The organism is Mesorhizobium loti, assembly GCF_003148495.1.
GTDB lineage: Bacteria > Pseudomonadota > Alphaproteobacteria > Rhizobiales > Rhizobiaceae > Mesorhizobium > Mesorhizobium loti.
The window spans coordinates 1216533-1243299 of the sequence record NZ_QGGH01000001.1 but is presented as its reverse complement, the minus strand read 5'-3'; the positions used below and the strand labels follow the sequence as shown (position 1 = coordinate 1243299).

Annotated in this window: 22 protein-coding genes and 1 pseudogene; 8 read left to right on the top strand and 15 right to left on the bottom strand. The window is 64.3% G+C overall.

Features of this window, described 5'->3' with window-relative positions:
- Positions 1 to 56: 56 nt before the first annotated feature.
- The 4 genes from C8D77_RS06240 to C8D77_RS06225 all read left to right on the top strand — a co-directional run bounded on the left by C8D77_RS06240 (position 57) and on the right by C8D77_RS06225 (position 3969).
- Positions 57 to 1061 carry a sugar ABC transporter substrate-binding protein gene (locus C8D77_RS06240; RefSeq protein WP_109660276.1) on the top strand — a complete coding sequence of 335 codons (1005 nt, stop codon included), beginning with the start codon at positions 57 to 59 and terminating at the stop codon, positions 1059 to 1061.
- Positions 1058 to 2059, top strand: a complete 1002-nt coding sequence (locus C8D77_RS06235; protein WP_109660274.1) for an ABC transporter permease — start codon at positions 1058 to 1060, stop codon at positions 2057 to 2059. Before C8D77_RS06240 ends, C8D77_RS06235 begins: the two co-directional genes overlap by 4 nt.
- Positions 2056 to 2820: an ATP-binding cassette domain-containing protein gene (locus C8D77_RS06230; RefSeq protein ID WP_109660272.1), complete on the top strand. Its 765-nt coding sequence runs from the start codon at positions 2056 to 2058 to the stop codon at positions 2818 to 2820. Before C8D77_RS06235 ends, C8D77_RS06230 begins: the two co-directional genes overlap by 4 nt.
- 63 nt (positions 2821 to 2883) lie before the next feature.
- A complete protein-coding gene (locus tag C8D77_RS06225; protein ID WP_109660269.1) occupies positions 2884 to 3969 on the top strand; it encodes a Gfo/Idh/MocA family protein in 1086 nt (361 codons plus the stop codon).
- A 79-nt stretch (positions 3970 to 4048) separates the two neighbouring features.
- On the opposite strand, the gene C8D77_RS06220 is transcribed toward C8D77_RS06225, so the two are convergent.
- The gene (locus C8D77_RS06220) at positions 4049 to 4324 is read right to left on the bottom strand and encodes a hypothetical protein (protein ID WP_109660267.1); all 276 of its coding nucleotides are present in this window, start codon (positions 4322 to 4324) and stop codon (positions 4049 to 4051) included.
- A 145-nt stretch (positions 4325 to 4469) separates the two neighbouring features.
- Here C8D77_RS06220 and C8D77_RS06215 point away from each other — a divergent pair, with 145 nt between their 5' ends.
- The gene (locus C8D77_RS06215) at positions 4470 to 6491 is read left to right on the top strand and encodes an amidase (protein ID WP_109660265.1); all 2022 of its coding nucleotides are present in this window, start codon (positions 4470 to 4472) and stop codon (positions 6489 to 6491) included.
- 232 nt (positions 6492 to 6723) lie between these two features.
- On the opposite strand, the gene C8D77_RS06205 is transcribed toward C8D77_RS06215, so the two are convergent.
- From C8D77_RS06205 to C8D77_RS06170, 9 genes and pseudogenes are all read right to left on the bottom strand, one after another.
- Positions 6724 to 8217 (bottom strand): aldehyde dehydrogenase family protein, encoded by a 1494-nt coding sequence (locus C8D77_RS06205; protein WP_109660263.1) that lies wholly within the window; start codon positions 8215 to 8217, stop codon positions 6724 to 6726.
- A 17-nt stretch (positions 8218 to 8234) separates the two neighbouring features.
- On the bottom strand, positions 8235 to 8879 hold the full coding sequence (locus tag C8D77_RS06200) for a ThuA domain-containing protein (protein WP_109660261.1): 645 nt from the start codon (positions 8877 to 8879) through the stop codon (positions 8235 to 8237).
- 41 nt (positions 8880 to 8920) lie between these two features.
- Positions 8921 to 9943 (bottom strand): LLM class flavin-dependent oxidoreductase, encoded by a 1023-nt coding sequence (locus C8D77_RS06195; protein ID WP_170136698.1) that lies wholly within the window; start codon positions 9941 to 9943, stop codon positions 8921 to 8923.
- A gap of 69 nt (positions 9944 to 10012) precedes the next feature.
- Complete coding sequence (locus tag C8D77_RS06190) at positions 10013 to 10900, bottom strand: ABC transporter permease (RefSeq protein WP_109660257.1); 888 nt, start codon at positions 10898 to 10900, stop codon at positions 10013 to 10015.
- Positions 10897 to 11856, bottom strand: coding sequence for an ABC transporter permease (locus tag C8D77_RS06185; RefSeq protein ID WP_109660254.1), 960 nt, complete (start codon positions 11854 to 11856; stop codon positions 10897 to 10899). Before C8D77_RS06185 ends, C8D77_RS06190 begins: the two co-directional genes overlap by 4 nt.
- Before the next feature lie 7 nt (positions 11857 to 11863).
- Positions 11864 to 13501, bottom strand: coding sequence for an ABC transporter substrate-binding protein (locus tag C8D77_RS06180; protein WP_109660252.1), 1638 nt, complete (start codon positions 13499 to 13501; stop codon positions 11864 to 11866).
- Between the two features lie 34 nt (positions 13502 to 13535).
- Positions 13536 to 13880 carry a DUF427 domain-containing protein gene (locus tag C8D77_RS38255; protein WP_245951647.1) on the bottom strand — a complete coding sequence of 115 codons (345 nt, stop codon included), beginning with the start codon at positions 13878 to 13880 and terminating at the stop codon, positions 13536 to 13538.
- 112 nt (positions 13881 to 13992) lie between these two features.
- Positions 13993 to 14289: pseudogene (locus C8D77_RS38250) on the bottom strand (DUF427 domain-containing protein); the annotation flags it as partial.
- Between the two features lie 14 nt (positions 14290 to 14303).
- Entirely contained in the window at positions 14304 to 15662 is a 1359-nt protein-coding gene (locus C8D77_RS06170; protein WP_109661339.1) for an LLM class flavin-dependent oxidoreductase, read from the bottom strand.
- A gap of 190 nt (positions 15663 to 15852) precedes the next feature.
- Here C8D77_RS06170 and C8D77_RS06165 point away from each other — a divergent pair, with 190 nt between their 5' ends.
- The 3 genes from C8D77_RS06165 to C8D77_RS06155 all read left to right on the top strand — a co-directional run bounded on the left by C8D77_RS06165 (position 15853) and on the right by C8D77_RS06155 (position 21683).
- On the top strand, positions 15853 to 17667 hold the full coding sequence (locus tag C8D77_RS06165) for a dipeptide ABC transporter ATP-binding protein (protein ID WP_109660250.1): 1815 nt from the start codon (positions 15853 to 15855) through the stop codon (positions 17665 to 17667).
- Positions 17668 to 17840: 173 nt separating this feature from the next.
- Positions 17841 to 19742: an ABC transporter ATP-binding protein gene (locus C8D77_RS06160; protein ID WP_109660248.1), complete on the top strand. Its 1902-nt coding sequence runs from the start codon at positions 17841 to 17843 to the stop codon at positions 19740 to 19742.
- 48 nt (positions 19743 to 19790) lie between these two features.
- Positions 19791 to 21683, top strand: a complete 1893-nt coding sequence (locus tag C8D77_RS06155) for an ABC transporter ATP-binding protein (protein ID WP_109660246.1) — start codon at positions 19791 to 19793, stop codon at positions 21681 to 21683.
- Between the two features lie 36 nt (positions 21684 to 21719).
- Here C8D77_RS06155 and C8D77_RS06150 read toward each other — a convergent pair whose 3' ends face one another.
- From C8D77_RS06150 to hutC, 5 genes are all read right to left on the bottom strand, one after another.
- Positions 21720 to 22502 carry an ABC transporter ATP-binding protein gene (locus tag C8D77_RS06150; protein WP_109660244.1) on the bottom strand — a complete coding sequence of 261 codons (783 nt, stop codon included), beginning with the start codon at positions 22500 to 22502 and terminating at the stop codon, positions 21720 to 21722.
- Between the two features lie 10 nt (positions 22503 to 22512).
- The gene (locus C8D77_RS06145) at positions 22513 to 23280 is read right to left on the bottom strand and encodes an ABC transporter permease (protein ID WP_170136673.1); all 768 of its coding nucleotides are present in this window, start codon (positions 23278 to 23280) and stop codon (positions 22513 to 22515) included.
- Positions 23281 to 23404: 124 nt separating this feature from the next.
- A complete protein-coding gene (locus tag C8D77_RS06140; protein WP_109661336.1) occupies positions 23405 to 24412 on the bottom strand; it encodes an ABC transporter substrate-binding protein in 1008 nt (335 codons plus the stop codon).
- A gap of 200 nt (positions 24413 to 24612) precedes the next feature.
- A complete protein-coding gene (locus tag C8D77_RS06135) occupies positions 24613 to 25911 on the bottom strand; it encodes a hypothetical protein (protein ID WP_109660240.1) in 1299 nt (432 codons plus the stop codon).
- Between the two features lie 107 nt (positions 25912 to 26018).
- On the bottom strand, positions 26019 to 26750 hold the full coding sequence (gene hutC / locus C8D77_RS06130) for a histidine utilization transcriptional repressor HutC (RefSeq protein ID WP_109660238.1): 732 nt from the start codon (positions 26748 to 26750) through the stop codon (positions 26019 to 26021).
- Positions 26751 to 26767 lie beyond the last annotated feature (17 nt).

The following is a 26767-nucleotide window of genomic DNA, read 5'->3' as shown; positions in this document are numbered from 1 at the left end:
GTCGCCGGACAGCGACATTGATGCAGCACATAAAACAATCAGGAGGAGGAAAAACCATGCGCGTGTTCAATTGCCTGAAACTCGGTACGAGCCTGCTTGGCGCAGGCGTGCTTGCAACCATCGTCTCAGCGCCCGTCCACGCCGAGGATGCGGCGAAAGTCGCGGCCATCGTCAAAGGCCTCGACAACCCCTTCTTCCAGACCATGCAGCAGGGCATCGAGGAGCAGGCCAAGGCCAACGGTGTCAATGTCAGCGTCCAGGCCGCCGCCAATATGGGTGACGCCACCGGCCAGGCCGACCGCCTGACCGCCATGGCCATGCAGGATTTCGATTGCTATCTGGTCAACCCGATCAGCGTATCCAACCTCGTCCAGGCGCTGGTGCCGGTCGCCCAGAAGAAGAAGCCGATCGTCAACATCGACTCGACCATCGACCCCGAGCAGGCCAAGGCCGCCGGCTTTGCCGTCTCGACCTATATCGGCACCGACAATGTCGCCGCCGGCGCGCTGGCCGGCGAAGAGATGCTGAAGCTCGTGCCGAAGGGCGCCAAGGTCGCGCTGGTCGCCGGCATCGTCGGCGATGTCGGCTCCAATGCCCGCATCAAGGGCTTCAAGCAGGCCGTCGAAGGCAAGCTCGAAGTCGTGGTGATGGTCAGCGCCGACTGGGATCGCGAGAAGGCGTTGACCGCCGCCACCGACATCCTTGCCGCGCATCCGGACCTCGCCGGCTTCTTTGCCGCCAACGACATCATGGCGCTCGGCGTCGAGCGCGCCGTGCAGACCTCCGGCAAGGACGTCAAGGTGATCGGCCTCGACGGCATCGTCGACGCGCTGAAGTCGATTGCATCAGGCGAACTCACCGCCACCGTCGCGCAATACCCCTATGTCGTCGGCGCCATGGGCGTCGAAGCCTGTGCGATCGCGGCCAAGGGCAAGGAACTGCCCGCCAACGTGCCCGCGCCTGTGCTGTTGATCAACAAGGACAATGCCGAAGCCTCGCTGAAGAACTTTCCGCGTCCCGGCGGCGACTATCCCGATCCCTTCCGCGAGATGCTGAAGTGAGCACACCTGCAGACAACGCGCCCGCCGCCCATTCGGCGGGTGCGGAGGAGAGCCGTCCCTCCCTGGCGGCTCTCCTCCTCGATCCCTCCTTCTGGGCCGACTGGGCATCCGTCGTCGGCCTGGTCGGCCTCGTCATCGTCTTCGGCATCGCTCAGCCGGTCTTTCTCAGCGTCGCCAACCTGCAGGCGCTGCTGCTGGCGGCGGCGATCCTGGTCGTGCTGTCGATCGGCCAGACCTTCGTCATCGCCACCTCGGGCATCGACCTGTCGCTGGCCGCCGCCGTCATGCTCGGCGCCATCATCCTCGGCCTCGTCAACGCCGCCGGCTACGGCATCTTCATCGCCTGCGTGCTCGCGGTTCTCGCCACCAGCGCCGTCGGCTTCCTCAACGGCCTGATCATCACCGCAGGCAAAATTCCCGACTTCGTGGTGACGCTCGGTACGCTGTCGGGCATCACCGGGCTTGGGCTCATCCTGTCGGGTGGCGAGCCGACCATGGTCGGCTCGACCTTCCTGCTCAGGCTCGCCTCAGGCTCGTTCGGACCGTTCGGTTATCCGGTCTGGGTGGCGATCGCAGCCGTCATCGTCGCGCATATCGCGCTCTACCACACGCGCTTCGGGGTGCATCTGCTGGCCACCGGCGGCCAGGCCGAAAGTGCCGGCGCGCTCGGCATCCGCACCGACCGGGTCAAGATCGCTGCCTATACAGTCTCGGGCTTCTGCGCCGGCATAGCGGCCATTCTTCTGGTCGCCCGCATCGGCTCGGCCGAACCGCAGATCAACACCAGCCTGCTCTTGAATTCAGTGGCGGCGGTGGTGCTGGGCGGCGTCAGCCTGTTCGGCGGCCGCGCCAGCATTCTTGGGCCGGCGATCGGCGCGCTGATGCTCACAGCACTCGTCAACGGCCTGACCTTGCTCAACGTGTCGGCCTTCTACCAACCGCTTGCTGTGGGCGCCATCGTGGTGCTGGCGGCGCTGATCATGCGGTATCAGAAATGAGCGCTCCCCATCACATCCCCGCCACGGAGGCGATCATCGCCTGCGAAGGGCTGAGCAAGCATTTCGGCGGCATCCGCGCCTTCACCGACGTCGCCTTCCAGGCCCGTCGCGGCGAAGTCACCGCCGTCATCGGCGACAATGGCGCCGGCAAGTCGACGCTGATCCGCAGCCTGGTCGGCGTGCATCAGCCGGACGCCGGCAATTTGTTCTTCGACGGAAGGGCGCGGCCCTTCGCCAACCCCGACGAGGCGCGCAAGGCCGGCATCGAGACCGTGCACCAGAACCTGGCGCTGATCGACGAACTGACGGTGGCGCAGAACCTGTTCCTCAACCGCGAGATCGTGCGCCGCATCGGCCCCTTCGCTTTCCTCGACCGCAAGGCGATGAAACGCGAGGCCCGTTCCATGCTGTCGCGGCTGTCGATCAACGTGCCGTCGATCAACCAACGGGTGCGGCGCCTGTCGGGCGGCCAGCGGCAGGCGATCTCGATCTGCCGCGCCGTCGGCTCCGGCGCCAAGCTGGTGGTGATGGACGAACCGACGGCGGCGCTCGGCGTGCAGGAAACGGCCAATGTCGAGGCGCTGATCCGGCGCCTGCGCGAGCAGTCCGTCAGCGTCATCCTGGTCAGCCACAATTTCGATCAGGTCCGCCGTCTGTCCGACCAGATCTGGGTAATGCGGGCGGGAAAGATGGCAGCGACCGTGCGTGCCTCGGAAACGTCAGGCAACGAGCTCGTCGCGCTGGTCACCGGCGCGGCCTGATCGGTCAATCAACAGCTGGCCGTCCTGGCCAGCCCGAGACTTGAAATCAAAGGGAGTTTACGAGTGGCACCAATTCGTGTCGGGCTTGTCGGTCTTGGAGAGGTCGCGCAGTCGATCCATCTGCCGGTGCTGAGCGATCAGCGGGAGCGCTGGGTGGTCGCGGGCGTGTACGACGTGTCGCCGAGCCTGGTGGCGCTGTGCACGTCGCAACATCCGACGGCAAAGGCTTTCGAGACGGCCGAGGCGCTGATCAATTCGCCCGACATCGACGCGGTGTTCGTGCTGTCGTCCGACGACACCCACAGCCGCTTCGTGCGCGCGGCGATTGCTGCCAACAAGCACATCCTGCTGGAAAAGCCCGCTTGCCTGACGGTGCGCGAGATCGACGATCTGCTGGTGCTGATGCCGGGCTACGAAAAAACCCTGTTCGTTGGCTATATGCGCCGCTACGCGCCGGCCTATCTGGCGGCCAGGGACGAGTTGCCTGCCTTCGCCGACATCACCCATGTCCGCATCTTCGACCTGATCTCGGAAGGCCGGCATTTTCTCAAGAAGAGCCAGAACGTCCTCTATCCCAGGGATATCGACCCTGCCCTGCTGGCGCGTGGCGCCAAGGAACGCGACGCGCTGATCCGCGAAGTGGTCGGCGCCGACGCACCGGCCGATCTGGTACGCGCCTATCGCGGCCTGACGGCGCTTTCCTCGCACCACATTTCGGCGATGCGCGGGCTGATCGGCGAGCCGGCACGCGTGCTAGCCGCGCACCGCACCAATGGCGGCGCCAACACCAGCATCACTTTCGACTACGGCCATTTCGCTTGTCTGTATGACGCAGTGGTCGACGATCTCGGCCTGTTCGACGCCATGATCGAGGTGCGCTCCAACACCAGACGCGTGCGCATCCTCTACGACACGCCCTACATCCGCAGCCTGCCGACGCGTCTGGAAGTCACCGATGCCGGCCCGCTCGGCCCGGTGACGAAAACCTTCGGCCCGCTCTATGGCGACGCCTTCTCCAACGAACTGGAGATTTTCCACCGCCACATCACCGAAGGCACGAAGCCGCTGACCGACCTCGCCGATTCACGCCGCGACCTGGCGCTGATGGCCGAGATCATCGAGCGGATGAAGGAGAGCGGCCAGCGTTGAGGCGCAGCCTACTGCCCTACTGCCCTACTGCCCTACTGCCCTACTGCCCTACTGCCCTACTGCCCTACTGCCCTACTGGCTACTTACCGCAGTGATGATCGTTGATCTTGTTCAACGCATTCGCGTCCGGTCCGACGCGATGGTAGGAGCAGGCTCCAGCAGCCGTCGTGAACAGCTGCTGATCGTAGTAACGCGGGCCGCCGAACAGGAAGTTGATGAGATCGTCATCGGCGGGAACGTAGCGTTCGGATTGGACCCGGCGGTCGTGATGCCGGTCGCCGGCGAAGGCCGGGGCGCAAAGGCTTGAGCCCATGACGAGAGCGAGAGCTAGGATCGCAACGCATTTCGTGGTCATCGGCAACACCCTCCTGGCCATTCCGGAATCGCATCATACATCCAAAATCGCCAGCCGGACAAAAGTTCCAACGAAGACCGCAATAGGCCCTTGCCGAAGCTAACGGCCTCGCTCATCCATGGTGTGTGGAAATTTGGGACCAGCGATGACCGATGCCGGCCTTCATCTCGTCGAAGCGACGATCGACCAACTGCGCCGCGCGCTCGACAATGGCACAGTCACCAGCGTCGAACTGGTCGGAGCCTATCTAAGGCGCATCGCGCATTTCGACCGGCACGGCATCGCTCTCAACGCCGTTCCGGTGCTCAACCCCGATATGTTCGAGGAGGCCGCCACCTCCGACCAGCGCCGCCGCAACGGTGCTGTGCTCGGGCCGCTCGACGGCATCCCCTACACCGCCAAGGACAGCTACAAGGTCGCCGGGCTGACGGTCGCTGCTGGTTCGCCGGCCTTCGAACATCTCGTCGCCAATGAGAACGCCTTCACCATCGCCCGGCTGCGCGCCGGCGGCGCGGTGCTGATCGGCCTCACCAACATGCCGCCGATGGCCAATGGCGGCATGCAGCGCGGCGTCTATGGCCGCGCCGAAAGCCCTTACAACACCGACTATCTGACCGCCGCCTTCGCATCGGGCTCGTCGAACGGCTCCGGCACGGCGACAGCGGCCAGCTTCTGCGCCTTCGGGCTTGGCGAAGAAACCTGGTCGTCCGGACGCGCGCCGGCCACCAACAACGCGCTGGTCGCCTACACGCCGTCGCGCGGCGTCATCTCGGTGCGCGGCAACTGGCCGCTGGTGCCGACCATGGATGTCGTGGTGCCGCATACGCGCAGCGTGCCCGACATGCTCGAACTGCTCGACGTGATCGTCGCCGACGACCCCGTGACGCGAGGCGATTTCTGGCGCGCGCAGCCCTGGGTCAAGTTGCCGAAAAGCTCCGACGTGCGGCCGCCACGCTATACCGGTCTCACACTGGCGGGGTCGCTGAAAGGTATGCGGCTCGGCGTGCCCAGAATGTATATCGGCCGCGACAGCGAGACCGACAAGCCGATCGAAACCCGGGCCTCGGTGCTTACCCTGTGGGAGCAGGCGGCGGCCGACCTGAAGCGGCTTGGTGCCGAGGTGGTCGAGGTCGATTTTCCCGTCGTCTCCAACTACGAACGCGACCGCCCCGGCGCGCGCGGCATGGTCGAGCGCGGGCTGGTGCCGCAGGACTTCGCCGAGCGCGAGCTCTGGGATCTCTGCATCTGGGGCTGGGACGATTTTTTGCGCGCCAATGCCGACCCGGCGTTGCCCGATCTCGTTTCGGTCGATGGCCCAAAGATCTTCCCGCAACCGCCCGGCACGCTGCCCGACCGCTATGAGGGCGGCTTCGATCTCAGAGAATATGTCGAGCGGGCGCGAGCCGGCGTCACGCCTTTCACTGACATTCCAACGCTCGAAGAAGGCCTGAAGGGGCTGGAAGCGACGAGGCGGATCGACTTCGAGGACTGGCTGGACACGCAGGGCATCGACGCCGTGATGCTGCCCGCCGCCGCCGATGTCGGGCCGGCCGATGCCGATATCAACGAGGCGTCCGCAGCGCTTGCCTGGCGCAACGGCACCTGGGTCGCCAACGGCAATCTGGTCTGGCGCCATTTCGGCATCCCGACCGTCACCGTGCCGATGGGCACGATGGCCGATATCGGCATGCCGGTCGGCCTGACCTTCGCCGGCAAGGCCTATGACGACGAAAGGCTGCTGCGCATAGCCGGCGATTTCGAACAGTCCAGTCAGCGTCGCACGCGCCCCCCGCGCACGCCCGAACTGCCCGACGATGTGTTTGCGGGCCGCGCTGGCAGGGCGGGTGACGGCAAGGCGCCGGCGCTCACCATCACGCTTGCCGCCGAGACGCGACCTTCCGGTGATCAGCAAGAGATCGTCATCACGCTCAACCTGCCCGGCGAGGCAACTGAGGCGGCCAGCGTCAAGGTGCATGTCAACGGAGAGGCCGTCGCGCTGCAGCGGAGCGGCCAGCGCTTCAGCGGGCATGCCCTCGTCCCGGCCGCGGAGCATCAGCGGTCCCACAGCGCCTGGCGCGGCTCTTATGGCTCGATCGTGACAGCGGTGGTGCGCTTGGAGGATGGGCGGACGGCTGGCGTCTACGCGGTCACCGGCGGCATCGGGTGAGCGGAGCGGGAAGAAACCAGCAACAAACGTCGAGTTCTGTGGCGCCCCCCTCTGTCCTGCCGGACATCTCCCCCACGGGTGGGGAGATTGGCAGTTTCGGCGCCGGCTCTCTTCCTGCTAGGCCGAAGATTGGCGAAGGTCGCGGTGACGGCCGATCTCCCCCCTCGTGGGGGAGATGTCCGGCAGGACAAAGGGGGCGCCATAGAGCGCCACCGGCAAAATTCCGCCCCTCTCAATCCGTCCTGATCCACACGCCTTTCGTGTTGAGATATTCGTCGAGATGCTCCGCCCCGCCCTCGCGTCCGTAGCCGCTCATCTTGTAGCCGCCGAAGGGCACCGCCGGGTCGATCGCGTGATAGGTGTTGACCCAGACCGAGCCGGCGCGCAGGCGGTTGGCCAGTTGGTGCGCCTTGCCGAGGTCGCGGGTGAAGACGCCGGCGCCCAGCCCATAAGGCGTGTCGTTGCCGCGCCGCACCACCTCGTCCAGCGTGTCGAACGGCAGCGCCGAGATCACCGGGCCGAAGATTTCTTCCCGGGCAATGCGCATGTCGTCGGTGACGCCGGAAAAGACGCTCGGCGCGATGAAGTTGCCTGACCCAAGCGCACCTTCGGTGATGCGGTTGCCGCCGGTGACCAGCCTGGCGCCCTGCCTGGTGCCGTCTTCGATGAAACCGGTGACGCGTTCGAGCTGCCTCAGCGAAATCAGCGGCCCGATCTCGGTCTCGGGGTCGGCGCCGTCACCGATCCTGAGTTTCGCCGCATAGGCAGAGACCCGTTCGACGAACTCGTCATGGATCGGCCGTTCGACGAATAGCCGCGAGCCGGCGATGCAGATCTGGCCGGAATTGGCGAACACCGACATCGCCGCGATCGGCACGGCCCGTTCGAGATCGGCATCAGTGCAGACGATGACCGGCGACTTGCCGCCGAGCTCCAGCGAAACGCGCTTCATGTTGCCGGCTGAGGCACGCAGGATGTTCTGGCCGGTTGCTGTCGAGCCGGTGAAGACGATCTTGTCGACGTCCATATGGGCGGCAAGCGGCGCGCCGGCCTCCGCACCGGTACCGGTGACGACGTTGACGACGCCGGGCGGCACGCCGGCCTCCATCATCAGCGCGCCGATCAGCAGCGGCGTCAGCGGCGCTTCCTCGGAAGGCTTCAGCACGATGGTGCAGCCGGTCGCCAGCGCCGGACCGATCTTCCAGATCGACGCCGCGGTCGGCGCATTCCAGGGAATGATCGCGCCGACCACGCCGACCGGCTCCTTGCGCGTATAGGAGATGATCTCCCCCGGCAGCGAATTGCCGATCGTGTGGCCATGGATCGACGTCGCCATGCCGGCATAGAAGCGCAGCATGCCGAGCACGCGGTTCTTGTTGGCCAGCGTGCGCACGATGGGCATGCCCATATCCGTGGTGTCGGAAAGCGCGATCTCCTCCCAATGGCGCTCCATCAGGTCGGCGATCTTCAACAGCAGCACCTGGCGCTCATAGGGCTTGAACCGGCTCCACGGCCCGTCGAAGGCGCGCCGGGCCGCCGCCACCGCGAGGTCGATATCGCCTGAATCGGAGAGCGGCACGGTGCCGATCACAGCGCCGGTGGCGGGGTTGCGCGTCTCGAAGGTCCGGCCGCTGAGCGCATCGCACCAGAGGCCGTCGATCAGCATCTTGCGGTGCCGGCCATCGATGGGCGTGTGCAGCGGCAAGTCTCTCACCGGTACGGTCATGCTCGTGTCCTCAAAACCTAGCGGGCGGCCCAGACAAGGCCGCGCGAGACAATCAAGGCCATTTCCGGCACCGCGAACTCGTCGGCATTGTGCCCGAGAGCGCTGTAGAAAACCTTGCCCGCTCCATAGCGACGCTTCCAGACGACCGGCATGACAACGCCGCCTATCCCGGGGAAATGCGCGTCGGTGAAAATGGTCGTGGCCAGCACCTCGTTGCTCGGATCGACATGCATGTAATACTGCTCCGACCGGTAGGCGAAATCACTGACGCCCGATGTGATCGGGTCGTCAGGCCTGGTGACGGCGACCCTGTAGTCGATGATGTCGCCGGGATGCGCGACCCATTGGCCGCCGGTCATGAACTGATAGTCGGGCTCGTTGCGAAAACTGTCGCCCATTGTGCCGTGAAAGCCGCCGAGCCCGCTTCCCCCGCGAACGGCAAGTGTCAGGTTCTGCAGTTCGGCCTTCTCGATCGTCGACATCGTGATGACCGGCACGATGAGATCGAAGGAAGCAAGCTGCGGATCGGCGAACATCGCCGTGCCTTCGCCCAGCGTGACGTCGAAGCCGTTGCGCTCAAGCAGGGTGCGAACGATCTTCGCACTGCGCTCCGGTGTGTGGCCTTCCCAGCCGCCCCAGGCGATCAAAGCCTTCTTCGCCACGGTGTACCTCCCTGGAACTATTCGCCTTGATCGATCCGGCGTCAGCGCCAGCCCAGCGCCGGCGCGACATGGGTCAGGATCGCCTCGATGACATGCGCATTGTAGTCGACGCCGAGTTGGTTGGGCACGGTGAGCAGCAGCGTGTCGGCCTCAGTGATCGCTTCGTCCTGCGCCAATTCCTTGATCAGCACATCCGGCTCGGCCGCGTAGCTGCGCCCGAAGATCGCCTTGGTGTTCTCCTCGATGAAGCCGATCTGGTCGCGGCTCTCATTGCCGCGTCCGAAATAGGCGCGGTCGCGATCGTCGACCAGCGCAAAGATGCTGCGGCTGACCGAGACGCGCGGCTCACGCTTGTGACCGGCCGCCTTCCAGGCCTCGCGATAGATGCGGATCTGCTCGGCCTGCTGGATGTGGAACGGCTTGCCGCTCTCGTCGAATTTGAGCGTCGAGCTTTGCAGGTTCATGCCAAGCTTCGCCGCCCATTCCGACGTGGCATTGGTGGCCGCCCCCCACCAGATCCGCTCGCGCAAACCCTCCGAATGCGGCTCGAGGCGCAAGAGGCCGGGTGGATTGGGGAACATTGGCCGCGGATTGGGTTGGGCGAACCCCTCGCCGCGCAGCGTCTCGAGGAAGACCTCGGCGTGATGCCGCGCCATGTCGGCGTCGCTCTTGTCGTCCGGCGGCACGTAGCCGAAGTAGCGCCAGCCATCGATCACCTGCTCGGGCGAACCACGGCTGATGCCAAGCTGCAGGCGGCCACCGGCGATGATGTCGGCGGCACCCGCATCCTCGGCCATATAGAGCGGATTCTCGTAGCGCATGTCGATGACGGCGGTGCCGATCTCGATGCGGCTGGTCTTGGCGCCGACGGCCGCCAGCAGCGGGAATGGCGAAGCGAGCTGGCGGGCGAAATGATGCACGCGGAAGTACGCCCCGTCCGCGCCCAGCTGCTCGGCCGCGACGGCGAGATCGATGGATTGCAAAAGCGCGTCCGAAGCCGAGCGCACTTGCGATTGCGACGAGGGCGTCCAGTGCCCGAATGACAGGAAACCGATTTTCTTCATAGCCATGCGATATAAGGATGCGCGTCAGGCTTCAATGCAAAAGAGATTTTCGGCACGCCCGATCAAGGCTCATGCATCGCTGTTCTCGAAGGCGCCGATGCCTTGCGCGATCAGGTTGGTCGCCATGACCAGCGAGACGATTGCCGCGGAATTGAAGACGACGACCCACCATTTGCCGCCGGTCAAGAAGCCGTAGCCGTCAGCGACAGCCAGTCCCCAGTCGGCCGATGGCGGCTGGATGCCGAGGCCGAGAAAGCTCAGCGTCGCGATCGAAAAGAACGCGTAGCCCAGCCTTGTGACCAGCTCGATCAGGATCGTTTCCCGGATGTTGGGCAGGATCTCCAGGAACATGATGGCGAGAGCGCCTTCGCCGCCGAGCCGCGCGGCGCTGACATAGTCGCGCTCCTTCTGCTCGCGCACGGCGGCGCGAACGGTGCGCGCCACCAGCGGCGCGTAGGCGATGCCGATCACCAGGATGACGGTGAGGTTCGACGGTCCGATCGCCACCAGCGTCATGGTGACGAGAACGATGAACGGAAACGCCATCAGCGTGTCGAGCAGCCGCGCGCCGATGGCATCGGTGAGGCCGTCGAAATAGCCGAGCACAAGGCCGATGATGCTGCCGGCGGTAACGCCGGCCAATGTGGCCAGCGGCGCAACCAGCAGGATGTCGCGCGATCCAACGACGATGCGGGACAGCACGTCGCGGCCGAGCTGATCGGTCCCGAACCAGTGCGCGGCGTCGGGCGGCGTCAGCATGGCGAGGAAATCCTCGGCATAGGGATCGTAGGGAACGAAGAGATTGCCGAACAGCGCACAGGCGACCCAGAACAGCAGCAGCAGCGATCCGATCACAATCGACGGGGCCAGTCCGGAGAAAGCACTGCGGATCCTGCGCACTGCCGGAAAGCCGGCCACAGCGCGCCGCGGCGCGGGAAATTCCGCCAGATCCGTCATGGCGAGATCCGGCGGCGTTGCCGCGGATCGAGCAGGGCCAGCACGAGGTCGCCCGCCGCTGCCGACAGCACGAAGATCGCCGCCATCACCAGCACGCCCGCCTCGAGCATCGGGAAGTCGCGGGCCTTGGCCGCGTTCAGAACCAGATTGCCCAGTCCCTGGATGCCGAACAAAGCCTCGATCACCACCAGCCCGCCAAGCATGTATCCAGTCTGCGTCGCCAGCACCGCGATGGTCGGCGTCAGCGCATTGCGCAGCACGTGCCGAAAGATGATCTCGCGCCGCTCGAGCCCTTTCAGGACCGCGGTGCGTGTGTAATCGGCGGCCATCGCCTCGATCACCCCTGCCCGCGTCATCCGGGCGATATAGCCGGCAAGGTTCAGCACCAGCGGCAGCGCCGGCAGGATCAGATAGTAGCCATGCGTCCAGAAGCCCGCGCCATCGGGCGCAACGCCGGAGATCGGAAACCAGTTCAGCCACAGGCCGAAAATGATGAGAAGCATCAGGCCGGAAACGAAATCAGGAACGATGCCGAAGGAAACGCCCGCCATGACGATCAGCCGATCGATGAGGCGGCCGGCATTGAGACCGGCAACCACGCCAGCGCCAACGCCGAGCGGAACGAGAAAGATCAAGATAATGCCGGCAAGGGCCGCGGAGCGTTTGAGGCTTTCCAGCACGAACGGCGCCACCGGTCCGCGCATCGACAGCGAGGTGCCGAAATCGCCGGTGACGGCCTTGCTGAACCAGAGCCAGTACTGGAGGAGAACCGGCTGGTCCGCGCCGAGCCGCTTGTTCAGTTCCGCCACCGCTTGCGCGTCGGCAAAAGGCCCGAGCATCACACGGCCGACATCGCCGGGCAGAACCTGCCCGGCGAAGAACACCAGGATGCTGACCAGCCATAGCGTGAGGACAAGTGTGCCCACACGCGCTGACAGAATGCGGCTCGTCAGCATGTCGCGATCATGCCTGGACGAAGGAAACGCGGTCGAGCAGCAGATGCGAGATCGCGGTGAAGCGCACGCCCTCGACCTTCGAGCTGACGATGCGGCTGTATTGCGAGAAGTAGCTGATGATCGCCGGCGTCTCGTCGAGCAGCAAGGTCTGGATCTTGCCGGCAACGAGGCGCTGTGCCTGCAGGTCACGCGCCTTGGAGTAGTCGAGCAGCAGCGCATCATAGGCCGGATTGTTGAAATGCGCCGCGTTCCAGGCTCCCGAACTCTTCAGCGTCGCGTTGAGGAAGATGTCGGGCGTGCCGCGATGGCCGTAGTCGGTGATGCCGAGCACCGAATCCAGCCAGGGCGAGCTGCCGAAGGTCGCCGAGCCGTAATAGGCATCCTGTGGCAGGACATTGAGCTTGACGTCGATGCCGGCCTTCTTGGCGAAGTTCTGGATGATCACCGCATAATCGGGAATGTCATAGGCGCGCTCGGTGGTCAGCGTCACCTCGAAGCCGTTCGGCGCGCCCGCCTCGCCAAGCAGCCGCTTGGCTTCAGCAATGTCTTGCTTGCGCTGCGGCACCGACGGATCGGCCGAGGGGAAGATCGGCGCGAACGGGGTGTCGTTGCCGACGATGGCGCGGCCCTTCAGCAGACCTTTGACCACCGCCTCGCGGTCGATGGTGAGCGCCAGCGCACGGCGGATGCGCTTGTCGGTGAACGGCGCCTGGTCGGTGCGCAGATGCACCTGGTCATGCGAGCTTGCCTGCACGCTCAGCAGCTTGAAATTGCGATTGCCCTCAATAGCCAGCTCCAGGCGCGTCGTGCTCGGGATGACGTCGAGCTGGCCGGCCTGCAGCGCCAGCACCTGCGCCTGCTCGTCGTCGAAGAACTTGATCTCGACCCGGTCGGGCAGCGCTTTGTCGCCCCAGTAATCCTCATTGCGCACGAAGCTGGCGCCTTGCTTGGGACGGAAGGATTCGAGCTTGAACGGACCGGTGCCGTTGAACGTCTTCTCGAAATCACCGGCATAGTCGGCCGGCAGGATGACGGCATTGTAGACGTCGGAGGAGACATAGAACGGGAAGTTGCTGTTTGGACCATCGAGATCGAAGGCGACGGTTTCGTCATCGACCAGCTTGGCGCCGCCCTTGGACAGGATGCCCTTGTAGGCCGACAAGGCCGACGAGCCGCTGGCCGGATCGACCAACCGCTCGAAGCTCGCCACCACATCCCGGCCCGTGACCACGCGGCCATCGTGGAATTTCACCCCTGGCCGCAATTTGAAGGTCCAGCGGCGGGCGGTCTCGTCGGCTTCCCAGGACAGAGCGAGCTTCGGCTGCAGCCCGTCCTTCGGGTCGTCGAGGATCAGATACTCGCCGACCTGGCTGATCACCCCGATGCTGGCCGGATCGGTCACCGAAACCGGATCGATCGCCTTGGTCGGCTGGCCAAGCCCGACACGAACGGTGCCGCCTGTGGCGCCCGCGGCGCGGGCGCCTCCCAGCCCCTGTGAGGCGGCAAAGCCGGTCAGGCCAAGCAGTGCGGCATATTTCAGGAGATCGCGGCGCTTGAGAAAGCCACCCTGATATTCGTCGACGGCGATATTCCAGATGTCCCCCGACAGATTGCGAAGTGAGTCGATATCTCTGCGTTTGGTCATGTTAAACCCCTGCTCTGAAATGAAGATTGAAAAGCTATGCGACGGGTTCGCCGTCGAGATGGATGCGGTCGACGGCCTGCGGATAGAAGGCGATGAGGCCCTTGATCTTCGGCATTTCCTCTATGGGATCCCGGTAGCTCCAGGCGATGTCCGGGCGCACCGTTCCGTCGCTCAGCAGGCCGGACCAGTAGGAGGCGATGCCCTTGTAGGGACATCGCGTCGTTGTGACGGACGCCGTCAGCCGCTCCAGCCGGATGTCTTCCGAGGGCAGATAGAAACGCGTCGGCAGATGCGTCTCGAACAGCAGCACCGGACGATGGCTGTCGGCGATCGGCTCGCCATCGAACCAGACCTGCACATGGCTCGAGCTTTGCAGCACATCGATGCGTGCATACGGGTCTCGCGCATGGACGAAGATGGTCGACGGCCTTCCATGTGAAGGCGATGCGCCCGGCCAGGGGCGACAGGTTTTCATCCGGCGGCGAGACGAACGACCAGGCGGCGTTGGCACTGCGCCTATCGCCGCTGTCGATGTCCCAATAGGCGGTCTCGCCACCGACCGGATGAGGCTCACGATGCAGCGAGGGTTTCAGCACCGATGGGTCGACCGCTGACGGCGGGAAGAAGTAGATCGGCAGGAAATGGTTGGAGCGCAGCACCAGCACATTGCGGCTGTCGGCGATGGTGCGGCCGCCGAATTTGACGCGCACGCGCTTGGGGCTGTGCAGGACATTGACGAGCCGCGGAGCGGTGGCTTCGCGCGGCTGCAATCTCGGTGCGATGGTCATGATTGTTCTCCCGGTCAGGACACGGCGCGCGCATTGTCGCGCTGCTCGGCGAAGCGGTTGGCGGGCCGCGCCAGGCCGAAGCGGTCGCGCAACGTTCCCGGCGCATATTCGGTCGGGAATACGCCGCGGCGCTGCAGCTCCGGCACCACCTGTTCGGCGAAGTTCACCCAATCCTCGGGCAGCAGCGGGAACATCAGGTTGAAGCCGTCGGCGGCACCCGACACGAACCAGTCCTGCAACTGGTCGGCGATCTGTACCGGCGTGCCGGCGACGGTCGGCACCGAACCGCTGTTGGCGAGCTTGCGGGCGATCTCGCGCAGGCTGAGATTCTGCTTCGCCCACTGCTTGACGCGGTTGAGCGAGGTGCGCCCGCCATTGAAGGTGCTTTCGTCCGGCAGCGGCGGCAGCGGCCCGTCCGGCGGGAACACCGACAGGTCCAGCCCGCTCCAGCTGGACAGAAGGTCGATGCCAACCTGATCGGGGAGCAGGGTCTGCAGATACTCCTGCCTTTCCCGGCCTTCCGCCTCTGAAGCCGCGACGATCGGCAGGATGCCGGGCAGGATCTTGAAACTCTCCGGCCGCCTGCCGTGGCGGGCGAGACGCTCGTTGATATCCTGACGATATTTGATGCCATCCTCCCTGGTGCTGTAGATGGCGAAGTGCGCATCGGCCTGGGCGGTGGCGAAGTTCTTGCCGTCCTCTGAGGAGCCCGCCTGGACGATCAGCGGATGGCCCTGTGGCGGCCGCGAGACGTTGAGCGGCCCGCGCACCCTGAAGTGCTTGCCCTTGTGATCGATGGGATGGACCTTGTCGGGGTCGGCGAAATAGCCTGACGCCTTGTCGATCAGCAGCGCCTCGTCTTCCCAGCTGTCCCACAGCGCCTTGACGATATCGAGGAATTCGGCCGCGCGCTCGTAGCGGAATGCATGTTCGATATTGCCGTCGCGGCCGAAATTGCGCGCTTCCTCGTCCATGGCCGAGGTGACGACGTTCCACGACGCCCTGCCCTTGCTGATGTGGTCGAGCGAGGCAAACATGCGCGCCACATTGTAGGGCTCGCTGTAGGAGCTCGACGCCGTGGTGATCAGGCCGATATGCTTGGTCACACCGGCCAGCGCCGACAACAGCGTCAGCGGTTCGAGGCGGGCATTGGCGTAGTGGGCGACGCCGCTCTTGACCGAATCCCAGATCGAAACGTGGTCGGCGACGAAGATCGTGTCGATCCTGGCGCGCTCGGCCGCCTGCACGAGATCGCGATAGAATTCGAAGTCCAGCACTTCCCGGCCCGGCGCCCGCGGATGGCGCCACGACATCCGATGATCGCCCTGCGGGTTGAAGAAAAATGCGCTGAGGATCATGTGGTCTCGAGCCATGCCGGCCTCCTTCCAGATCTGCTCCGGAGACCGTCGCGCTGCCTCGGCAAGCGGCGACAATCTCTGCTGATCCGAGAAAGATAGATTGCGCTCCGGCTTAATCCGAGTAATTTTATAGAGATAATGCATTGCGAAAGCGGAAGCGATTGCCCTCGATGGCAGCGCTGGAAGAAAGTGGTTTCAAGTCCCCATGTCCTCCTCGGTTCTGAACGTAGACCAGCTGTCCATCGCCTATGACGGGCGCAAGGGATCGCATCCCGCCGTCAGCGGCGTGTCGCTGCACATCGGCGAAGGCGAAGCGCTCGGCCTGGTCGGCGAGTCGGGATCTGGCAAAAGCTCGGTGGCGCTCGCCATACTGCGCTATCTGCCGAAGAACGCCCGCCTCGCGGCGTCAGCGCTGGAATTCCAGGGTCGGGAAATCCGCGACCTTTCCGCCGAGCAGCTGCGCCAGCTCAGGGGAAATCACATCGCCGCCGTCTACCAGCACCCGGGCGCGGCGCTCAATCCAAGCATGACGATCGGCCGCCAGATCACCGAGACGATCATGCGGCACCGCCCGGTGCGCCTCGACGAGGCGCACGAGCGTGCCGCCGAACTGCTCGGCCGTGTCCGCGTCAGCCATCCGGAGCGTGTGCTGGGGCTCTATCCGCACGAACTCTCCGGCGGCATGCAGCAGCGCGCCAACATCGCCATCGCCATTGCGCTCGACCCGTCGCTGCTGGTGCTGGACGAGCCGACGACGGCGCTCGACGCCAGCGTCCAGTCCGAGATCATCGCCATCCTGCATGACCTGCGCAAGGATCACAAAACCAGCATCCTTTTGATCAGCCACGACATCCACATGATCCGCCGCTCCTGCGACCGGGTGGCGGTGATGCAGTCGGGCACGGTGGTCGAAAGCGGCGCCGCCGGCGATGTCTTCGACAATCCTTCTCATGCCTACACAAAGGCGCTCATCGCCTCGATCCCGGCCATCAACTACACCAAGCGGGATGGAAGGCTGGCGGAGACCGATAGACCCGACCTGCCACCGCACGCGGCTGTCCAGGATGAAGACGCCGGCGCGCCGAAAGAACGCCGGATCGCGATCGCCTGCAAGGACGTCAGCCATGCCTTCGGCAGCCAGTCAGTGCTGCACCACGTCGATCTCGACATCGGCCAGGGCGAAACCTTCGGGCTGATCGGCGAGTCCGGTTCCGGCAAGTCGACCCTGGCACGGATCGTCACCGGCCTGCAGACGCCTGATGCCGGATCGGTCGAGCTGTTCGGCAGGACAGTCGCGCCGCGCGTCGAGAAGAGGAACCTTGCCGAACGGCGCGACGTGCAGATGGTCTTCCAGTCGCCGGACCGCACGCTCAATCCGCGCCAGCGGATCGGCAAAATCCTCGGCCGCCCGCTGCGCCGGCTCGCCGGCCTGCGCCGGAGCGAGGTGAGAGCGCGCGTCAGCGACCTGCTGGCCTCGGTTCGCCTCGCCGGCATCACGGCCGAACAGAAATCGCGATCGCTGTCCGGCGGCCAGCGGCAACGGGCGGCCATAGCGCGCGCCTTCGCCGGCGTGCCGAAGGTCGTCGTGCTCGACGAACCCACTTCGGCGCTCGACGTCTCCGTCCAGGCGACGGTCCTCAACCTGCTCAACGATTTGCAGCGCGACAAGGACACGACCTATCTGTTCATCAGCCACGACCTCAGGGTCGTGCGCTACATGGCCGACAGGATCGGCGTGCTCTATCGCGGCCACCTCGTCGAAACCGGTTCCTCCGACCAGATTTTCCAAGGCCCCAATCACCCCTATACCGAGCTGCTTCTGGCCGCGTCCTCCAATGAGGTCGAGCCAAAGACATCCGCTCCCATCGAGATCGAGGCCGTTGGCATCCCGAATACGGGATGCTCCTTCGCCGACCGCTGCCCCCTAGTCCTGCCCGACTGCCGAAAGGCGAAACCATCAGCCAGAGAGGTCGCAGCCGGCCACCAGATTGCCTGCTGGCGGCACGGCCAGGGTTTTTGAACGGCTCGACAGCAGTCCGAAGGTCCGCAGAGCGGCACGTTTCCGTTCAGGCACAGTGCGATGTCGGAATTGGCTCTTGAACGGCCAACTCGGACACGCGTAACATTGCGCCATCTGAATTGAGTCTGCTTTATTAGTCTGGGCTAACGTCCGGATTGGCTTGGATATTTTCCTTGAACACGCAAGCAATCGGCGGCGCGCCGGAGCGCGGCAAATCGTTTGCCCATGTGGCGGAAGCCTCCTGGGGCAAGGGCCTCAGCACCTTGCTCCGCATCGTGCGCATGACGCTGCGCCATCCCTGGCAGGTCGCCATCACCATCGTCTCGACCTTCATCGCGGCGACGCTGCAGCTTTTCATCCCGCGCCTGCTGGGACGCGCCATCGACCAGGCGCAGGGCGTGATGGCCGCGGGCGCCGGTGCTGCCGCGGAACAGGCGCTGTGGAACACGGCGCTGACGCTGCTCGTCGTCAGCATCCTGCGCGGCCTCTTCACCATGGCGCAGAACTACTATGGCGAGGCCGTCGGCCACCGCACCGGCTATGAACTGCGCCTGGCTTTCTATGAGAAGATCCAGCGCCTGAGCTTCGCCTACCACGACAGGGTCCATACCGGCGATCTCATCACGCTCGGCCTGCTCGATCTCGACGGCGTGCGCATGTTCTTTTCCACCGGCATCCTGCGCGTCGTGCTGCTCGGCGTGCTGATCGGCGTCGGCGCCTATCTCCTGATCAGCACCGATCTCGTGCTCGGGCTGCTCAGCCTGAGTTTTGTGCCGTTCGTCGCCTGGCGGTCCTCGGTCACCCAGCTGGCGTTGCGCAGCACCTGGCTGACTTTGCAGGAGCGCCTCTCGGTGCTGAGCCGGGTGATGGATGAGAATCTCGGCGGCATCCGCGTCGTGCGGGCCTTCGCGGCACAGCGGCATGAGCTGGAAAAATTCGACCGCGCCAAGCTGTCGGCGCTGGAGCTTGCCAATCAGCGCGTCGACATCCGCGTCTCGAACACCAGCGCCATGAACTTCTCGTTCCTGGCCGCCATGGGCCTGGTGCTCTGGTTCGGCGGCCAGAAGGTGATCGCAGGCCAGATCAGCGTCGGCACGCTGGCCCAGTTCCTCACCTTCATGACCATCCTGCAGATGCCGGTGCGCCAGCTCGGCCTGATGGTCAATTCCTTCGCGCGCGCCTCGACCTGCGGCACCCGCCTGTTCGAACTGCTCGATGCCGAGCTAGACATCGAGGACGCGCCCGGTGCCAAGGACCTCGTCGTCACCGACGGCGTGCTGCGCTTCGACAATGTCGGCTTCCGCTATGAGGGCGCGGGCGACCGCCCGACGCTGTCCGGCATCTCCTTCGAGGCGAGGTCCGGCGAGACCATCGGCCTTGTCGGACCGCCGGGCAGCGGCAAGTCGACCATCGCGCACCTGATCCCGCGCTTCTACGACGTCACCTCGGGCAAGATCACCATTGACGGCCAGGACATCCGTGAGGTGACGCTGCAATCGCTGCGCAAGGCCGTCGGCGTCGTGCAGCAGGACGCGTTCCTGTTCACCACCTCGATCGAGAACAACATCGCCTACGGCAATCCCTGGGCGCGCGAGACCCGCATCGGACAGGCGGCCGAGTACGCCCAGTTGCACAACTACATCATCGGGCTCCCGGCGGGTTACACCACGGTCGTCGGCGAACGCGGCGCCTCGCTTTCCGGCGGCCAGCGGCAGCGCCTGACCATCGCTCGCAGCCTGATGCTACGGCCATCGGTGCTGGTCTTCGACGATTCGACCGCGGCCATCGACGCCGGCACCGAGCAGCGCATCCGGGCGGCCATGAAGCGCTTCGCCAAGGATCGCGTCACGCTGATCATCTCGCACCGGCTGAGTTCGCTGATGCATGCCGACCAGATCCTGTTCGTCGAAGGCGGCCGGATCGTCGAGCGCGGCACGCATGAGGAATTGCTGGCGCTCAGTGGGCGCTATCGCGCGCTCTACGATTTGCAGCTGCGGCCGGACGATGACCGGCCTGTCGTGGCGGGAGCAATTCCAGGAAAAGTGGAAACCGGTTTTCCCGGGAAAAGCGCGTAGCGCTTTCCCTTGGGAATTGCGTCAAAACTAAAGAGATAGAGCCGCGTGATGTCGACACAAAGCGACGACGACAAGGAAGACACCAGCGGCCGGCCAACAAAAGCCGTGGTCGGCTCGCATCGTGACGAGGAAGAGGTCTTCGGCAAGGCCTACGACCCGCGCATCGTCAGGCGCATCTGGAGCTTCGTGAAGCCGTATCAGAGCCGGATCTTCATCTCGGTCGCCGCGATTCTGGTGTTCACGCTGACGCAATTGGCGATCCCGCTGGTCATCCGCTACGCCATCGACCACGGCATGACGGCGGGCAGGCTCGACCAGTCGGTGATGATCGCCGCGATCGGCGCTTTCACGGTGATCATCCTCATCAACTACGCCGCCAGCTATGTGCAGGAAAGCGTCGTCGGCAAGGTGGCCGAGAATGTGCTGTCCGACCTGCGCCGCGCCATGTTCAGCCACCTGCAACGGGTCTCGCTGAGCTTCATGGACAAGACCGAGGTCGGCCGGCTGATGTCGCGCCTGCAGGGCGACGTCAATTCGATGCAGGAATTCCTCGAGACATCTGTCATGTCGGTGGGCGACATCGTGCTGTTGTTCGGTATCGTCAGCGTGCTTTTGTGGCTCGATTTCCGGCTCGGCCTGCTGACGTTGTCGACCATGCCGGTGCTGTTCATCGTGCGCCTGTTCTGGCTGCCGCGCGCCAAGGTCGCCTTCATGGCCGCGCACGAAACCAACTCTATCGCCAACGGCGCGCTGGCCGAAGGCATCCATGGCGTGCGCACCGTGCAGAGCCTCGAACGCCAGCACGTCAATTTCGACCTCTACGACGAGAAGGTGCTGGCCAATCTCAATGCCCATCTGACCTCGGCGAAATACGCGCAGGTGATGGTGCCGATCGTCGACACGCTGACCGGCATCGCCATGGCCACCGTCATTGTCGTCGGCGGTTCGATGGTGCTCTCGCACAGCCTCGACATCGGCGTCATGGTGGCGTTCCTGTTCTATATCCAGCGCTTCTTCGACCCGATCCGCTCGCTGACCATGCAATACAGCGTCATGCAGCGTGCCATGGCTTCGGGCCAGCGCATCTCCGAAGTGCTCGACGTGCCGGTCGACGTCAGCGACAGGCAAGGTGCGGTGGCGCTGTCGCGCGACATGGACGGCTCGGTCGAGTTCAGGAACGTCACCTTCGGCTATAGGCCGAACCAGCCGGTGCTGAAGAACATCTCCTTTCGCGTCAATCCGGGCGAGACCGTAGCCCTTGTCGGCCCGACCGGGTCGGGCAAGTCGAGCTCGATGGCGCTGGTGCACCGCTTCTACGACGTCTGGTCGGGTGAGGTCCTGGTCGGCGGCCACGATGTGCGTGACCTCACCCAGGATTCGCTCGGCGATCAGGTCGCGATGGTCCTGCAGGAGCCGTTCCTGTTCTCAGGCTCGGTGCTGGAAAACATCCGCTACCACAAGACATCAGCCAGCCGCGAGGAAGTGGTTCGCGCCGCACAGGCCGTTGGCGCGCACGATTTCATCGAGAACCTGCCCGATGGCTACGACACCGAACTCGAGCAGCGCGGCGGCAACCTCTCGCTCGGCCAGCGCCAGCTGATCAGTTTTGCGCGCGCACTCGTCGCCGATGCAAAGATCCTGGTGCTCGACGAAGCCACGGCCAGCATCGATTCCTACACCGAGATGCTGATCCAGAAGGCGCTGATCACCCTGCTGGAAGGCCGCACCGGGCTGGTCATCGCCCACCGTCTGGCCACCATCCGCGGCGCCGACCGCATCATCGTGCTGCAGAATGGCGAGATCGTCGAAAGCGGCAACCACGAACAGCTGATGGCAAGAAAAGGCCTCTACGCCCGCCTCTACAACATGAACTACGCCTCGTTCGACGATATTTCCGAAGGCGAGCTGGAACTGGAAGCGGCAGTCGGCAAGGCGACGTGATTGGTGCCCCGAGAGCCGGCAAGTGACCGCGGGCGCTTACGCCATTTCGGGGCGTTTTGAACCCTCGCGGATGGCCTTGTGCACGCCGCGCTGCAGATCCATGAACGCAGGGCTTTCCATCACCTCTTCGCGGCGCGGGCGCTCGATGTCGACGTTGAAGGTCTGCGTGATGCGCCCCGGGCCGATGCCCATGACGACGATCCGGTCCGACAGATAGACGGCTTCCTCAACGTCATGGGTAACAAACAGGACGGTCAACCTGTGTTCCTCCCAGATCTGGGTCAGCAGTTCCTGCATCTGATGCCGGGTCAAGGCATCGAGCGCGCCGAAGGGCTCATCCATCAACAGCATCTTGGGCCGATAGGAAAGCGCACGCGCAATGGCGACGCGCTGTTTCATGCCGCCCGAGAGTTCGGCCGGATAGCGGTCGGCGCTACCGGAGAGCTTGACGAGTTCGAGATGCTCCAGCGCGATCCTGCGGCAGGCCGCGCGATCATAACCCGCCGCCTTGAGGGCAAACTCGATGTTCTGCCGCGCCGTCAGCCAGGGAAGCAGCGTGTAGGACTGGAAGACGACACCACGGTCGAGACCCGGCTGCAGGATCGGCGCGCCATCGATGCTGAGATCGCCGGCGTCGAAGTCCTGCAACCCGGCCACGATCGACAGCAGCGTGCTCTTGCCGCAGCCCGACGTGCCGACCAGGGAGACAAACTCGTTGTCGGCAAGATCGAGGTTGATATCGCGCAGCACTTCCGTGCGCCGCTCGCCGGTGCCGAAGCTCTTGTGGAGACCGGCGATCCGCAATTTGGGGGGGCTCATCGGCTGGACCTCATTGCGAGCGGCCCTCTTGCTTGAACAGCACCTTTTCCAACGCCTTCATCACCTGGTCGGTGATGAGGCCGAGCAGGCCAAGCAGCAGGATGTAGCCGATGATGGTGTTGGTCTGGAAATAGCGCTGCGACACGGTGATGCGATAGCCCAGCCCCGATGTCGCCGCGACAAGTTCGGCCAGCACCAGCCAGGTCCATGCCCAGCCCAGGCTGATGCGCAGCGTATCCCAGATGCCCGGCAAGGCACTGGGCACGACGATGCGCGTCAGGATCTTGCGGTCCGGCAGGCCGAGCGTGCGCCCAAGGCCGATGAAATCGGCGGGAACCCGTTTCACATTGTCCATGATCATCAGCACCTGCTGGAAGAAGGTGCCGATGAAGATGATCAGGAACTTCTGCGAATCGCCGGTGCCCGCCCACAGGATGGAGAGCGGCACGAAAGCGACGACCGGCATGTAGCGGATGAAATCCACCAGCGGCTCGATGGCCGCTTCCCAGGAGCGGAAACTGCCGATCAGCACGCCGATCGGTATCGACAGGGCCGAGGCGATGAGGAAGCCGATGGAGATGCGGTACATCGAGGCTTTGAGGTCCAGCCACAACGTGCCGTCGGCCGCGAGCTTGGCGATCTGCATAGCGACACTGCCCGGCGACGGCAGGAAGATCGCCTTTACCAATCCCAGTCCGGTCGCCGCCCACCAGGCAAGGCCGAGCCCGACAAAGACGGCCACCGCGATGGTCAGGAAGCGCGACCTGGCGATGGGCACGCCGATCCCGGAGGATCGGCGGCGCCTCGCCGGTTTCGTGACCGGCTCCGATGTAGGACGAGCCGGATCCGTTTGAGCGGGACGCTCCCCCGGCATCTGCGTCACCACCGCGATCCGGCCTTGGTCATTCCGCCGCCTTGACGAAGGACGGGTCGATCATCTGCTCCGGCGTCACATCGGCCTGCAGCAACTTGGCGTTCTTGGCGGCCGCTTCGACATCGGCGAAGGTCTTGGTGGTGAAGTCGCCGGTCAGCGCCGTCTTGTTTTCGGCGAGCGAATAGTAGCGCACGCCGTCGAAGGCGGTGTTGAGATCCTTGACGTCCGAGCCGACAGCCTTGGCGATGATGGCGCGCCCACCGGGCGTGTCGGCATTGTAATCCTTGAGCGCCGCGTCCCAGCTCTTGATCATGGCCAGCACCTGGCCGGGTCGCGACTTGATCACCTCGTCACGCACCACCAGCACGTCGCTGATCAGGCCGGGATCCTCGCCGGCGGTGAACAGCAGCTTGAGATCCTTGTTCTGCGCCATGGCGACGGTGAGGTAGGGTTCATAGGTCACCGCGACCGGCACCTGGCCGGCGATCAAGGCGCTGCCGGCGTCGGAAGCCGGCATCGGAACCGGCTTCACGTCGTCGATCGACATGCCGTTCCTGGCGAGTGCGTATTTGAGCAGGATGTCGCTCGTCGTGCCTTCCTCGAAGGCGACCTGCTTGCCCTTGAGGTCCGCGATGGAGGTGACGTCCTTACCGGCGATGATGGCGTCGGCGGTCATGGAGACGTCGAGCAGCAGCACGATCTTCACCGGCAGGCCGGCCGCCACCATGCCCATCGCCGTGTGGGTGGCGATGTTGGCGGCGTCGAGCTGGCCGCTTGCAAGTGCTGCGTTGATGTCCTTGTCCTCGGCGAAATTGACGATCTGGACGTCGCTCAGCCCGTTTGCCTTGAACAGCGCCTTGGCCTCGGCGACATGCCACTGGCCATAGCCAAGCCAGGGCTCGATGCCGATCTTGAACGATCCTGCCTCGGGCGTGGTGGGAATGGCCGCATCGGCCGCGTGGGCTGCTGGAGCAGCGGCGAGCCCGATGGCGGCGGCCATCACGAGCGCGCGAAATTGTCCTGTTAGGTTACGCATCATCTTTGTTCCCCTTGATGATCAGACCGCTTTTTCTAACCCAGGTAGCCGGTCTGGTGAGACTGCGGGTTTCTGCTCTTGCGGCACTGTGCCTCGGCGTCTTACCTGCCACTTCATGGTGAAGTGCGAGGATATTTCAGCGTCAGCGGGAGCGGATGTCAAGGCTAAAATACATACATGCATATACAAGTTGGACAGACTCAATTTTCACGCTTTTCCGGATCGATCCGGTCGAGGAAAGCGGTCACCCGATCGGCCCCGGCAACGGGCTCGCTACCGACCATGACGGCGACTGAAAAGGCAATGAGGGAGGAGACCGGCGTGTGGCTGCGCGCGCCGGCGCGCAGGTTCATGACCAGCGTCGGCGACAAGAAAAGGCCCGCCCGCAGCACCGCGCGCCAATCGACCGGAAGCATGCCGCGCCGTTTGAGCTCCAGCAGCAATGGCTGCCACAGCGCTGTCGCCTTGACCTCCAGCAGATCGCGGCGGACAGGGCTCAGGTCCCAGTCGGTGTCGACATGGAGCAGGTTTCCGTCCAGCCGCGCCTGGGCGCGGAATGCCTCGGTCGCGGCCGCCGGATCATAGAGCCAGAACGGATGGGCGAAGATGTTGTGGAACGTCGCCTTCACCTCCGCCAGCAGCGTCGGGATATGCGAGCCGGCAAAGGCGGGATCGAAGAAGGACAGCTCCGCCCTTCCCGCCTTCGCCGTGTACCAGACATTGGCGTTGTGGGCATCGCCATGCGCGACCACGCCGCCGGCATCGGCAAGCCGGTCCGGCCGCAAGCGCACTGCCGCGGTATCGAAAAGCTCACCGACGCTGCTGGCATAGCGCTGGCCGTTGATGACGAATTTCAGCTGGGAAAATTGATCCCAATCCAGTTCAGAACCGGGAAAGACAAACGGTTTGCCGACATAGAAGTCGGCCAGCCGGCCGCCTGGCGACAAGCGTGTGTCGGCATCGATCAGGCGCTCATGAAACAGCCTGTGGATCGGCTCCGCCGCTATGTCCTCGACAGTCACGGGATGCAGCGTCTCCAGATAGACCTTGAGCAGCCTGGCCGACAGGTCGCGCTCGGCGAGAACCGCTTCACCCCGTTTCTCGGAATCATCCCGAGCATCCAGCGCGAACAGCACATCCGAAAATCTCGGATCCGTGCGGCGGTGATAGACAAGGATCTGCTCGCCGGGCTGAGCCGACATGTGCACCGGCTGATCGACCGGCAGGCCAGCGCGCGACAGGATCTCGGCGCGGTAGTACTCGCCCGTCATCGCCTCTTCCCGTTCCTCCTGATGGAACTTGAAGAAGTAGGCCTTGCCGTCGTCTTCGAAGAAGCCGTTCAGGGAATTGAGGCTGTATTTGTCGAAATTGATGCGCACATTGCGGGGGCGCATCGCGAACAGGTCGCCCAGCAGCGCCGCCAGCGCGCTTTGTGCTTCGGCAACATCATGCTGCGCGAGCGCCCGGATCCGCGCCGTGCGGCTCGGTATCGGCGTCATCTGTTGCTCCTTCCAGCCAGTTCGTCCGCCAAGGGCGAAATCATTCTCATCAGTACATGTATATACATTGACAGCAGAACCTCTCCGGCTGCATTCGCCCATTGCCATCAGCTGTTTTTGGAGGGGGAATAACGGCTGCCGAGCGAGTAGCGGCTGCCGGCGTAAGTCAGCTTGCTGATCGTCGCCACCACCGCGCCCGTCCAGGTCCGGCGGTGCAGGAAAAGGCAGCAGGCGCCGACATCGATGCCCAGATGCCGCGCTGTCTCGGCATCGGCCGGGACCGCCGAAATGATATGCTCGACCTCGGTCACCGGGGTTTTCTGCATGAGGTAGTCATAGGTCGCCGTCTTCGAAAAATCCTGCTTGTCATAATCGGGGATGAGGCTCGGATTGACGAAACGCTCTTCGAGCTGCACCGGCAGATCGTTCTCGAAATTGACGACGACGGAATGATAGATCGAGACACGCTTTGCGAACTCGAACGACAGCGCCAGATCCTTTGTCGGCATGATGGTTTCGAGGACGAGGACTTCGGAACGATGCCTGTTGCCGCGCTCGACAATCTCGGCTGCGATGTTGTTGATCTCGATCAGCGTCGATTGCGGCCGCGGTGGCGCGATGAAGGTTCCCACACCTTGCAGCCGGATCAGAAACCCCGCCGAGGTCAGCTCCCTGAGGGCCCGGTGAACCGTCATCCGCGACACGCCGAGCGACGCCACCAACTCATTTTCGGACGGCAGCTTGCGATCCTTGCCCCACCGGCCCGTTCCGATGTTCGACAGGATGTAGTCCTTCACCTTCTCGTAGAGAGGGCTGGCCGTATCGGGCAAAGTGATCATTTCAAAAGTCCTTTCCG

Excerpts from the sequence above, each read along its gene's own strand:
- C8D77_RS06240 (WP_109660276.1), top strand. The coding sequence starts at position 57 with ATGCGCGTGTTCAATTGCCTGAAACTCGGTACGAGCCTGCTTGGCGCA.
- C8D77_RS06230 (WP_109660272.1), top strand. The coding sequence starts at position 2,056 with ATGAGCGCTCCCCATCACATCCCCGCCACGGAGGCGATCATCGCCTGC.
- C8D77_RS06220 (WP_109660267.1), bottom strand. The coding sequence starts at position 4,324 with ATGACCACGAAATGCGTTGCGATCCTAGCTCTCGCTCTCGTCATGGGC.
- C8D77_RS06215 (WP_109660265.1), top strand. The coding sequence starts at position 4,470 with ATGACCGATGCCGGCCTTCATCTCGTCGAAGCGACGATCGACCAACTG.
- C8D77_RS06205 (WP_109660263.1), bottom strand. The coding sequence starts at position 8,217 with ATGACCGTACCGGTGAGAGACTTGCCGCTGCACACGCCCATCGATGGC.
- C8D77_RS06195 (WP_170136698.1), bottom strand. The coding sequence starts at position 9,943 with ATGAAGAAAATCGGTTTCCTGTCATTCGGGCACTGGACGCCCTCGTCG.
- C8D77_RS06190 (WP_109660257.1), bottom strand. The coding sequence starts at position 10,900 with ATGACGGATCTGGCGGAATTTCCCGCGCCGCGGCGCGCTGTGGCCGGC.
- C8D77_RS06185 (WP_109660254.1), bottom strand. The coding sequence starts at position 11,856 with ATGCTGACGAGCCGCATTCTGTCAGCGCGTGTGGGCACACTTGTCCTC.
- C8D77_RS06180 (WP_109660252.1), bottom strand. The coding sequence starts at position 13,501 with ATGACCAAACGCAGAGATATCGACTCACTTCGCAATCTGTCGGGGGAC.
- C8D77_RS06170 (WP_109661339.1), bottom strand. The coding sequence starts at position 15,662 with ATGGCTCGAGACCACATGATCCTCAGCGCATTTTTCTTCAACCCGCAG.
- C8D77_RS06165 (WP_109660250.1), top strand. The coding sequence starts at position 15,853 with ATGTCCTCCTCGGTTCTGAACGTAGACCAGCTGTCCATCGCCTATGAC.
- C8D77_RS06155 (WP_109660246.1), top strand. The coding sequence starts at position 19,791 with ATGTCGACACAAAGCGACGACGACAAGGAAGACACCAGCGGCCGGCCA.
- C8D77_RS06150 (WP_109660244.1), bottom strand. The coding sequence starts at position 22,502 with ATGAGCCCCCCCAAATTGCGGATCGCCGGTCTCCACAAGAGCTTCGGC.
- C8D77_RS06140 (WP_109661336.1), bottom strand. The coding sequence starts at position 24,412 with ATGCGTAACCTAACAGGACAATTTCGCGCGCTCGTGATGGCCGCCGCC.
- C8D77_RS06135 (WP_109660240.1), bottom strand. The coding sequence starts at position 25,911 with ATGACGCCGATACCGAGCCGCACGGCGCGGATCCGGGCGCTCGCGCAG.
- hutC (WP_109660238.1), bottom strand. The coding sequence starts at position 26,750 with ATGATCACTTTGCCCGATACGGCCAGCCCTCTCTACGAGAAGGTGAAG.